Annotated in this window: 8 protein-coding genes and 2 tRNA genes; 3 read left to right on the top strand and 7 right to left on the bottom strand. The window is 45.9% G+C overall.

Annotated elements, in window-relative coordinates:
- Positions 1–177: 177 nt before the first annotated feature.
- A complete protein-coding gene (locus tag ACLROL_RS02090) occupies positions 178–504 on the bottom strand; it encodes a hypothetical protein (RefSeq protein WP_087202881.1) in 327 nt (108 codons plus the stop codon).
- Between the two features lie 188 nt (positions 505–692).
- Between ACLROL_RS02090 and ACLROL_RS02085 the strand changes: the two genes are divergently transcribed.
- The 3 genes from ACLROL_RS02085 to ACLROL_RS02075 are packed head-to-tail and all read left to right on the top strand — an operon-like array spanning position 693 to position 2,937.
- Positions 693–1,598: a hypothetical protein gene (locus ACLROL_RS02085; RefSeq protein WP_087202882.1), complete on the top strand. Its 906-nt coding sequence runs from the start codon at positions 693–695 to the stop codon at positions 1,596–1,598.
- Between the two features lie 17 nt (positions 1,599–1,615).
- Positions 1,616–2,254: a hypothetical protein gene (locus ACLROL_RS02080; RefSeq protein WP_087202883.1), complete on the top strand. Its 639-nt coding sequence runs from the start codon at positions 1,616–1,618 to the stop codon at positions 2,252–2,254.
- Positions 2,255–2,304: 50 nt separating this feature from the next.
- Positions 2,305–2,937, top strand: coding sequence for a DUF4230 domain-containing protein (locus tag ACLROL_RS02075; RefSeq protein WP_413067254.1), 633 nt, complete (start codon positions 2,305–2,307; stop codon positions 2,935–2,937).
- A gap of 198 nt (positions 2,938–3,135) precedes the next feature.
- Here the strand turns inward: ACLROL_RS02075 and ACLROL_RS02070 are convergent.
- From ACLROL_RS02070 to hpt, 6 genes are all read right to left on the bottom strand, one after another.
- Positions 3,136–3,222: transfer RNA gene (locus tag ACLROL_RS02070), tRNA-Leu, on the bottom strand.
- 3 nt (positions 3,223–3,225) lie between these two features.
- Positions 3,226–3,307, bottom strand: a tRNA-Tyr gene (locus ACLROL_RS02065).
- Between the two features lie 103 nt (positions 3,308–3,410).
- A complete protein-coding gene (locus ACLROL_RS02060) occupies positions 3,411–5,123 on the bottom strand; it encodes an LCP family protein (RefSeq protein WP_413067253.1) in 1,713 nt (570 codons plus the stop codon).
- 98 nt (positions 5,124–5,221) lie between these two features.
- Complete coding sequence (locus ACLROL_RS02055; protein WP_087212910.1) at positions 5,222–7,270, bottom strand: glycoside hydrolase family 13 protein; 2,049 nt, start codon at positions 7,268–7,270, stop codon at positions 5,222–5,224.
- 28 nt (positions 7,271–7,298) lie between these two features.
- Positions 7,299–9,158 (bottom strand): ATP-dependent zinc metalloprotease FtsH, encoded by a 1,860-nt coding sequence (gene ftsH / locus ACLROL_RS02050; RefSeq protein WP_087212907.1) that lies wholly within the window; start codon positions 9,156–9,158, stop codon positions 7,299–7,301.
- A gap of 20 nt (positions 9,159–9,178) precedes the next feature.
- Positions 9,179–9,706 carry a hypoxanthine phosphoribosyltransferase gene (gene hpt, locus ACLROL_RS02045; protein ID WP_087202887.1) on the bottom strand — a complete coding sequence of 176 codons (528 nt, stop codon included), beginning with the start codon at positions 9,704–9,706 and terminating at the stop codon, positions 9,179–9,181.
- Position 9,707 lies beyond the last annotated feature (1 nt).

The raw sequence follows: 9,707 nt of genomic DNA, 5'->3' as shown, positions 1-9,707 counted from the left end.
CAGCGACACGAGGATTTTCAGTCCTCTGCTCTACCAACTGAGCTATCTGGGCATCTCTCTATTTAACTGCTGTGCGCTGAGCACATGTTGTATTATATTACGGAATATTTCATTTGTCAACAATTATTTCAAATTTTTTTATTTTTTATATTTTGTACGTTTTTCCGATTTCTCCAATCAATCAATTCCATTGTATTCGGCCACATAGATCATACCGTACCGGTTTACGATCCAGTTTCGCATCTCCACGCCTTTGTCCCTGTCATAAGGAGGTTGTGTGAGCATATATCCGATCTGTCCATCTTCAAGCTCCTGTGAATACGGCGCCTCGACGATACCGGTCTGAAAAGCCGAGAGGGGATGCCCGGACCTTAAAATCGCAAAGCGCACTGCGCCATCCGGCAGCATAAAGATATACATGACAAGTATCAGTATCGGCACAAGGAACAAAACCTTCCAGTATTTTTTTGTCTTTCTTCTGTGTTTTCTGCGTTTTTTCTTCATAAATTTCAACCCGCCCGTTTCCAGACTATCATTCTCTTTCTATTGTATCAGAAACGATCATAAAATTTCTATCTTTTTTCTTAATACGTTCTTATGCTTCTGTTAATTTAAGAGGACGTTGATTGTCCTTGCCAAAAATGCTATGATGTAAAAGACACTCGAACTTTTGATCAAGGAAGTAAAAGACAATGTTAAAAAAGGATTTTCTGGAACGGTTTTCCATCAGTGAAGAAGAATTTGAGGAGGCTGGTTTTACGTGGGAAGAGCTTTGCTATATCGCGCGGGATTACGCTTATCGCCTCCCCCATCTCAGGCTTATCCGGGATGAATTTCTACAGGAATACATCAAAAACAAGGACCACCGTACGGGTCTGCATTCTTACCGCACCCGTATCAAAAGCCCTTGGCATCTTGTTGAAAAAATCATTCGCAAACGGTGCGAGAACTACCCCAAATACCGCACGCTCACAAAAGACAATTACATGAAGTTTGTAACCGACACCATCGGATTTCGCGGCCTGATCCTGTACCGAGAAGACTGGGTTGTATTTCACAAATATCTGATCCGGCATTTTGAAAACAATCCGGACCTTTATATCCGGGACTGTATTGCGGATTTCCATCCAGACAAAGACCTCTACATGGCCGAGCCGCCAAAGGTCCATATGCGTCTCGGAGATTTCAGTGAGATTTATTCTGAATGGATACCGGCTGACAATATATTCGATCGCAAACACTATCGCTCCGTTCATTATATTTTAAAATACAAAGGAATCTATATGGAAGTGCAGCTGCGTACACTTTTTGAGGAAGGCTGGGGCGAGATCGATCATCATATCCTCTATCCATACAAAGTCAGTGACCCGATGCTGACAGAATTTTCCGAGCTTTTGAATCGGCTCTCCGGCATGGGCGATGAGATGGCCTCCTTTTTCAAGCGTCTGTGCGATGTCTCCAGCGAGAATTTCCGCCCCAAACAGACGACGGTCAATCCATGGGCCGACTACAGCACCTTCATCCGGCAGGAGCGCAAACCGGATCTGCATTCGATCCATACCATCGACGACGCCATTTTAAGCGTCATCAAAAAATAAGCATAGGAGGAATATCCATGAATCCAATACCGACACCGGGGATACCGGAATACATCCAGGCTTCTGCAGACGATATGATGCAGCGCGTTCTGGATGGGAAAATACGGAAACATCTTCTGAATGACAATTCCGCTGTCTACACGCAATACGAGGACGTAGTGGCAGAATTTACCGAACAGGGGATCAAAAACAAATACGCTGTTATCTACAAAGAAGCCGACACTTTTTTAAGCAGTCTGGATGCTGCCGGTTCCGTGCGCATCGATGAGACGATACTGATGCACGCTGTCATGGACTATTTTACCGATATTTCCCGGATCCAGGGATTCCACAGGATCCGTCAAATCAGCGACATCAAGGAAATTTCCTACGATACTTACTGGCTCATGAGACGCAAACCACTGCAGGTTCTCTCCTCGGATGGAGACGAAGAATTCTGGGCATTCATCAACGAAAAGTTTGCCTTTTCCAGAGTTGCCTCCTTCCTCACACGCAGGCAAAGAGGCGCTGTGCTGGAGGATGAAAGCAAACAGGTCTTCCTGGATTTTCTGGACACGCTGTACTACTTTTTGAAATACCGCGAATATTCCCCTAAAATCCTGGAACTTATCCTCATGGGATTCCAGACCGGACAGCTTTTCCCTGTAAAATCATAGCGTTTTTCAGGCACAATCAGACATTTGCAATCAACAAAGGAGACCCTATCATGAAAGAACAAAATCTGCACACGAAAAAGGAACATCCTGTTTTTCGTTTTGTCAAAAAACACCTTACCCGCAGAATATTGACAGGAATTCTAATCGTGCTGATAATCGTTGCCGGGATAATCGGTCTTAGAAAGACTATTTTTTCCGACAGCCAGACGACCAAAATAGGCTTTGAGGATATCGGCGAGCTGGCCACCCAATCCGCCTACTGCACACAAGTAAACGTTACCGATTCTTCAAGAGAATTGTTTGGCGCAAAAATCCCTTTTACGCAAAGCAAGTATATCTATAGTTACGATGTCGTAGTCAAGGCAGGATTTGACTTTGAAGAGATAGAATGGAGCAAAAACGATAAAACTATAAAAGTGAAACTGCCCGAAGCAAAAATTTTGAGCAGCGAGATAGACCTGGATTCCTTCAAAGTATACCACGAACAAGAAAGCATTTATAACCAGATTACTTTAGAAGAGAACAATGAGGCATTGGCCAAATTAAAGGAAACAGCCGAGAAAGATGCCATTGAAAATGGTTTGCTGGAAAATGCACGCGGCAACGCTGAAACAATACTGACCGGTTTTTTCGGAAATGAATATGATTTGGATAAATACGAGATAATTTTTACAGATAAATAGAAAAGAGGCTGCATATGAAAAATTTTAAGAAAAAATTATTGTTAACGATTGCCATCATCGCAGGAGCGATCGCAATCTTCTACTTTATTTTATTCCTTACCGCGTAAAATTTTCCTGAAGTATTACATACAAAAATGATGGGAGGCCTTGAGTAAATCAGGCTTCCCATCATTTTTGCATTTCTTGCCCCTTATCATATGCCGCAGACCGGAATCGAACCGGTACGGGAGGATAAGTCCCGCAGGATTTTAAGTCCTGTGCGTCTGCCAGTTCCGCCACTGCGGCGTATGGATGGAGGTGGATTCGAACCACCGAAAGCGTTGCTAACAGATTTACAGTCTGCCCCCTTTGGCCACTCGGGAATCCATCCATATATCTCAGACAATACTGATAACATTGTCTCAATCCTATATATTTATACCATACTCAAAAAAGAAACGCAAGGAAAAATTTCCCTGCGCTTTTCTTTTGCTCTATTTCCCTTCTGCCTTCACAGATCCTTCCAGGATTTCCCCTGCTTCAACCCGATTGATCAATTCCCCTATCTGAGCGACTATCTCTTCATTTGGAACCGTGACATAAGGGGTTCCTGCGATGGAATAACATTCCCTTCGATCCGGCATACCGTCTGCCGCCACCGAATAGATCTGCCAGTCCGAACCGTTCTGAAGCTGCTGTTTGATCAGGGTCCGAATCTGCTTCATGGACATATTCGTCTCTACGCTGTCAGACACTTCCGCCAGAATATCTGTCGCCTTCACAATCATGGACGGAGCTATCATCTTCTGAATGATGGCTGTGATCAGAGCTTCCTGGTTTTTACCTCTCTGATTGTCTCCGTCCTCCAAAGCATGTCTTTCCCTTGCGAAGGCCAAAGCCTCTTTCCCATCCAGATGGTTGAGCCCCTGCTGAATCTCCACGACGGCGCCGGCATCGGTTCCTGTCGTAAATGCCAGCTCTGAATTTACATCCACTCCTCCGAGGATATCGATAATATTGACAAAAGAAGTAAAATTGAGTCTTGCGTAAAACGGTATTTCAACCTGATACAGCTCTTCCAATGTATCGATGGAGACATCCACTCCATACTTTCCGGCATGTGTCAGCTTATCCGGCATCCCGCCTGAAATTCCAGGGATCGGTACGTAATAGTCTCTCGGTGTCGTCACAAGCAAAATCTGCCTGCTCTTCGGATTGACTGTGGCGATAATATTAACGTCGCTTCGGCTCTGCGTCGCCACATCCCCATATGTGTCGATCCCGCTCAAATATACAGAAAACGGCTCTGACTGCACCGGCACATTCAACGTCGTATCCTGCGTATTCTCTTCGATGTTATATCTGTATAAAATGCGGGTTTTCTCTGTAAATCCTTCAACTGCCTGATTCATCACATCATTGTAGTTGGAATCATAGATGATGACATCGATTTCTTCATCTATGAGTGCTTTTGCCAGCGTTCCCATCTCGTCATACTTCTTTGTAGCGATATGCTTTTTCAGCTCTTTATTTACATTCTCGATAGTCCGTTCGGTATTGGAAACATTTCTCGCATATTCCACACCGAAAGTGTAATCGCTGACATCACTAAGTTCCTGCGCCTTATCATTTTCCCGGACGGCTACTACCATCTTGTGGATTTCCGTCGTCCCACGTGTCATATGAAGAAGAGCTCCTCCCGTTTTGTATAGGTAAAAACTTCCAATGATCAGCGTCACACTCACAAGGAGACTAAATACCTTTCCGATGATCTTCGCTTTTCCTCGAACTGCCAGCTGGGAGACCAGGGTAATTCCAAGAAGCAGGAGAAGCACTCCTGCTATGATGAGCAAATATTTCATGATCAGAATATCCAGCCAGCACAGTACTCCCATCAATGCAAAAGAGGCCAGCATCTGGATGGCAAAAAATACCATTCCTCTCGCAATCCCTGCTCTTTCTGCCTTTCGTTCTTTTCTCCGTCCCGCCTTTGCCCTGTCTGCTTTGGGACGGGTCTGTCGGATATTCCCTTCCGTGTCCTGCATATCTTCGGCTTTTTTGAATGATTTCTTACGATATTTCTGACGTTCTTCCAAATTATAGTCCGGGTCGGACTGTCTCCGGCCGCCTTCTCTTGCTTTCGATTGTTGGGAACGAATTCGCCGGTATTCCTCCCGCCGGTTGTTCCCATTCTCTCTCTGGGCCATAATCCTTTTTATCCTTTCGTAAGCCTTATGTGCTTATCCACACGCTATTTCTATTTTATAACTTTTACTACATGAGCAGCATTTTGTCAAGTTTTATACTAATATTCCCTCTTTTTTAGTATAATTGCCGAATGTTTTCCCATGTTAAGTACGATTTCCCCGTTTTCAATGATATACTCTTCGTACTCCGTCGTATACCCTTTGTCGTATGTGTAAAGAAGCCTTCTCATAATCCCTTTCATCGGAATTTCGGCAGGCCATACCGGCACATGCACTGTGGCATGTTCACTCCGGTTATTTACGATGATGACAAACTGATGTTTTACATGAAATCTGGCATATGCCAGAATGCCTTCTTCCCACATCAGAAGCTTGAGCGATCCCGTTCGGAACGCCAGATATTTTTTGTGAATAGCGATGACTGCCTTGTGAAATCCAAGCATCTCTTTGTCTTCCTGCCCCCATGGGTACGTCCTCCGGTTATCCGGGTCTGTAAAGCCGCAGACACCCACCTCATCTCCGTAATAGATCGTCGGCGCACCTACCCAGGTCATCTGCATGAGCACGGCTTCACGCATGATTGCAGGATTGACATATGCCTCAGCAGCCTCATGGCCAAGATGCTCCACCCTTCCAGTCATATGATTGGTTCTCGTGAGAAATCTGGAATGGTCATGATTGGACAGCTCGTTCATGGCTGTCTGGAGGGATGGCGTCATCATTGCAGACATATGATGTCTGATGGCATTCACAAAATAATCCGCATTATCACAGAGGTCTGGTCTGGAAGAATCACTGTGCTTTTCCATCCCCGTAAGAAACCATGTAACCGGCTCCATGAATGCATCGTAGTTCATAACTGTATCCCACTCGTCTCCCATAAGCCAGTCTTTCGGATCACCGTAATGTTCTGCCAGAATAATCGCTCTTGGGTTGGCAGATTTTACTGCTGCCCGGAACTTCGTCCAGAACAGGTGATTGTATTCATTGGAATATCCAAGGTCTGCTGCCACGTCCAGCCGCCATCCGTCTATATTGTACGGAGGAGACACCCATTTGCGCGCCACTGTGAGGATGTAATTTTCCAGTTTCACGGAGTCCTCATAATTCAGTTTTGGCAGTGTGTCGTGTCCCCACCACCCTTCATAGCTTCCGTTGCAAGGCCATGCCTCCTTCTTTTCATCATGGAAATGGAAAAAACTTCGGTATGGGCTGTCTGATGACATGTACGCGCCTGGTTCATAGTTCCCTTCCTGCTCGTAGATCCGTTCCCGATCCATCCATTTGTTAAACGATCCGCAATGGTTGAACACGCCGTCCAGAATGACTTTCATTCCCCTCTTGTGAATCTCCTCCACTACATGGGCAAAGAATGCATTGCTGGCTTCCAGATTTGCTTTTCCCGCAGACCGTCTCTGGTACTTTGTGGCTTTGCTGTTGTCCATACAGCCCTCCGGAAGGATTTCTCCTCCGTCTTCAACAATCTTGCCGAAATGCGGATCGATGTAGTCGTAATCTTGCGTATCATATTTGTGATTAGACGGGGAAACAAAAAGCGGATTGAAATAGATGACTTCCACTCCAAGATCTTCCAGGTAGTCAAGCTTATCCAGCACTCCCTGTAGGTCCCCTCCGTAAAATTCCCGTATAGCCATAGTCTTTGCCGGCTTTTGGTTCCAGTCCGTGATCTTCTCGGATCTCGCCCCAAGATATGCATATTCTCCCGTCTCCACGTCGTTGGACGGATCCCCATTGCAGAAGCGGTCGACATAAATCTGATACATAATCGCGCCTTTCGCCCAGTTAGGCGTCGCGAAATCCGGCACGATCATAAAATCATACATCTGGATAGGCTCTTCCACCGCCCCATATCGGTTGAAAAAGCATACTGTCCCATCCAAACCTTGGATACAGAAATGGTAGCGGAAAGGTTCGTTTTCCAGACGGATGACATATTCATAGTAGTCAAAGACTTCGGTCGTATATTTTTTGGCCATGGAAAAACAGGCCTCATCCGTGACCAGTTTTACCTCTTTCACGTCGTCTCTCGCCGTCCGAAATCGGAGCGTCACCTCCTGATTCTCTGCTGGTTCCGGAGGATACACATACTGATCTGTACCGTCACTAAATAATGCCTGTTTATTCATGTTCCTACTCCCTTCTCAATGAACTGTCTTACTGCTTCGTCGATTCTTCCTGAGTATTCTGCTCGAATAAACTTTCAAATTCTTCTCTGGAAATTTTTTCTTTTTCCAAAAGCAGTTCAGCACACTTGTGTAAAACGTCGATATGTTCTGTAATCATTGCTTTTGCTTTATCATAACATTCGTCGATGATCCTCTTCACTTCCCTGTCGATCTTTCCTGCCACTTCTTCTCCGTATCCACGTGTATGTGCCAGATCTCTGCCGATAAACACTTCCTCGCTGTCGCTGTCGTAGTTGATAAGCCCCACTTCCCTGGACATACCAAACTTTGTTACCATAGCCTTGGCAAGGCTTGTCGCCTGTTTGATATCCTGTGAAGCCCCTGTCGTGATATCATCAAAAATAATCTCTTCTGCAATACGGCCTCCAAGCGAAACTGTAATGTCCTGAAGCATTTTCCCTCTTGTATTAAACATCTCATCTTTTTCCGGAAGCGGCATGGTATACCCGGCTGCTCCGGCTCCTGTCGGGATAATAGAGACCGTATACACCGGCCCCACATCCGGGAGCAAATGGAACAGGATCGCATGCCCTGCCTCGTGATAGGCCGTAATCTTTCTGTCCTTTTCAGAGATCACACGGCTCTTTTTCTCCGATCCGATACCTACCTTCACAAAAGCTCTTCTGATATCTTCCTGCACAATATACATACGGGCCTGTTTTGCGGCAAGAATAGCGCTTTCGTTCAAAAGGTTTTCAAGATCCGCACCCGTAAAGCCGGCTGTCGTCTGCGCGATCTGTCTCAGATCCACATCTTCCCCCAGAGGTTTCGTCCTCGCATGGACGGAAAGGATCTCAAACCTGCCCTGCACGTCTGGTCTTCCGACCACGACTTTCCGGTCAAAACGGCCCGGTCTCAAAATTGCCGGATCAAGAATATCCACTCGGTTCGTAGCTGCCATCACAATGATTCCCTCATTGACTCCAAAGCCATCCATCTCAACGAGAAGCTGGTTCAGCGTCTGTTCTCTCTCATCATGTCCGCCTCCCATTCCGGTCCCTCTTCTTCTTGCCACTGCATCAATCTCATCAATAAAAATAATGCACGGTGCATTTTTCTTGGCATCTTCAAAAAGGTCCCTCACACGGGATGCCCCGACACCCACAAACATTTCCACAAAATCTGAACCGGAGATTGTAAAGAATGGAACGCCCGCTTCTCCTGCCACCGCTTTTGCAAGCAGAGTCTTTCCTGTCCCCGGAGGCCCTTCCAGAAGAACGCCCTTCGGTATTCTGGCGCCGACCTGGATGTATTTTCCTGGCTCTTTCAGGAAATCTACGATTTCTTCCAGCTCTTCCTTTTCTTCTTTCAGCCCTGCCACATCCTGGAATGTCACTTTCTTGTCTTTGTCTGTCATCATCCTTGCGCGGCTTTTCCCAAAATTCATCGCTTTCGCTCCGGCTCCACCGTCGTTCATGCCGCTCTGCCGTCTCATAAAAGCAAAAACTGCAAGCACTGCCACTACCATGATCAACGTTGGGAAGATCGTCGACATAAAAACGCTCTCCTTTGGAACTGCCGCCAACTCACACTCTACTCCGGCTTCCCGAAGATATTCTTCCTCTTCCGAGACATTCGAAATATTTACATAGCGAACCTCATTCTCGTCTGCGAGATGAAGTTCGATCTGTCCTGTCGGGACCGCTTTATCCTGATAGATAACTGCACTTTCTACCTGCTGGCTCTCCACCGCCTCTCGATACTGATCTAGCGTGTACGATCTGTTTCTCTCCTGAGACTGGTTCGTAACCCAAAAGATGAGAAGCACCGCAACGATCATGAGAATGATCGACATGCCGCCTAGCCCCTTGCCTTTCTTATTGTCCAACCTTCTTTGTTCTCCTTTCCTTATTCTACGCCTTCCACAACACCTATGAACGGAAGGTTCCGGTATTTCTGAGCATAGTCAAGCCCATAGCCTACCACAAATTCATCTGGGATATTAAATCCCACGTAATCTACTTTTACGTCTTCCACACGCCGTTCCGGCTTATCCAGAAGTGTGCAGATATGCATACTCTTTGGTCCTCTCTCTTTCAATATCTTCATCAGGTGGAACAATGTACGTCCGGAGTCGATAATATCCTCCACAATAAGCACATCTTTTCCTTCCAGCGGTTCATCCAGATCTTTTACGATCTTTACGATCCCGCTTGACTCTGTTCCTGCTCCGTAGCTGCTGACACTCATGAAGTCCATGGAAACCGGCACTGTGATCCTCTTTGCCAGCTCACACATAAAAAATACGCCGCCTTTGAGCACACAAATCAAATGCACCTGCTTTCCAGCGTAGTCTTCACTTATTTTCTTTCCCAGTTCTTCGATCCTTTTGTCTACCTCTTTTTCCGGTACCAACACTCTGATTGTTTCTGCCATG

It is taken from the genome of Sellimonas sp. (assembly GCF_047234585.1).
GTDB lineage: Bacteria > Bacillota > Clostridia > Lachnospirales > Lachnospiraceae > Sellimonas > Sellimonas caecigallum.
This window is presented reverse-complemented; position numbering and strand designations above follow the sequence as displayed.

What these genes read in the sequence shown, in the direction of transcription:
- ACLROL_RS02090 (WP_087202881.1), bottom strand. Translation starts at nt 504, where the DNA reads ATGAAGAAAAAACGCAGAAAACACAGAAGAAAGACAAAAAAATACTGG.
- ACLROL_RS02085 (WP_087202882.1), top strand. Translation starts at nt 693, where the DNA reads ATGTTAAAAAAGGATTTTCTGGAACGGTTTTCCATCAGTGAAGAAGAA.
- ACLROL_RS02080 (WP_087202883.1), top strand. Translation starts at nt 1,616, where the DNA reads ATGAATCCAATACCGACACCGGGGATACCGGAATACATCCAGGCTTCT.
- ACLROL_RS02075 (WP_413067254.1), top strand. Translation starts at nt 2,305, where the DNA reads ATGAAAGAACAAAATCTGCACACGAAAAAGGAACATCCTGTTTTTCGT.
- ACLROL_RS02060 (WP_413067253.1), bottom strand. Translation starts at nt 5,123, where the DNA reads ATGGCCCAGAGAGAGAATGGGAACAACCGGCGGGAGGAATACCGGCGA.
- ACLROL_RS02055 (WP_087212910.1), bottom strand. Translation starts at nt 7,270, where the DNA reads ATGAATAAACAGGCATTATTTAGTGACGGTACAGATCAGTATGTGTAT.
- hpt (WP_087202887.1), bottom strand. Translation starts at nt 9,706, where the DNA reads ATGGCAGAAACAATCAGAGTGTTGGTACCGGAAAAAGAGGTAGACAAA.